This is a genomic window from Acinetobacter sp. YH16052, assembly GCF_013417155.1.
GTDB lineage: Bacteria > Pseudomonadota > Gammaproteobacteria > Pseudomonadales > Moraxellaceae > Acinetobacter.
The window spans coordinates 1-1,084 of record NZ_VPEO01000199.1; the positions used below are offsets into that span (position 1 = coordinate 1).

The window sequence follows — 1,084 nt, forward strand, 5'->3', positions numbered from 1 at the left end:
TCGACTGTCGGATGTCGCTCGTGTCGAAATCGGGGCACAGATGTATAACTTTGCGATTTTAGAAAATGGCAAAGCCTCTACAGCTGTGGCGATACAAATGAGTCCTGGTGCCAACGCTGTCAAGACTGCAGAAGGTGTTAAAGCGAAAATTGAACAGTTAGGTTCAGCACTGCCTGATGGTATGAAATTCTCTATACCTTACGACACTGCACCTTTTGTAAAAATCTCGATTGAAAAAGTAATCATGACATTGCTTGAAGCTATGGCATTAGTTTTTATTGTCATGTTTATCTTTTTACACAATGTTCGATACACCTTAATTCCGGCGATTGTTGCACCGATTGCATTGCTTGGCACATTCTCAGTCATGCTGCTTGCTGGTTTTTCGATTAATGTGCTGACCATGTTCGGTATGGTGCTTGCGATCGGGATTATTGTCGATGATGCGATTGTGGTCATTGAGAATGTTGAACGCATTATGGCGACAGAAGGCTTATCTCCAGTTGAAGCCACATCTAAAGCCATGAAGGAAATTACCAATCCGATTATTGGCATCACCTTAGTGTTAGCCGCTGTATTCTTGCCGATGGCATTGGCGTCAGGCTCAGTGGGGATTATCTATCGTCAGTTCACCATTACCATGTCGGTTTCAATTTTATTCTCAGCTTTCCTTGCACTGACATTAACCCCTGCGTTATGTGCAACGATGTTAAAACCGATTGATCAAGACCATCAGAAAAAGGGTGTTTTTGCATCGTTTGATCGCAGTTTTGAGAAGCTGAACAATCGCTATGAACGCAGTTTATTTAAAGTAATTAAACATAAAACCCTCGCAATGTTATGTTTCTTAGGCATTGTCATTGTGCTGATTTTTAGTTTTAAACACGTTCCGACTGCGTTTATGCCAGAAGAAGATCAGGGGTGGTTTATGACTTCGATTCAACTTCCTGCGGATGCAACTCAAGAACGTACCCGTAAAGTCGTTGCTGAGTTTCAAAATTATTTAGACCAAGAAACGGGGATTAAAGACAATATGGCGGTCTTAGGTTTTGGTTTTAGTGGATCTGGTCAGAATACAGCGATG

General features: G+C 41.8%; 1 protein-coding gene. It reads left to right on the plus strand.

What is annotated here, in order from left to right:
• A partial coding sequence (locus FTV42_RS17310; protein WP_180039291.1) for an efflux RND transporter permease subunit occupies positions 1 to 1,084 on the plus strand: 1,084 nt, incomplete at both ends.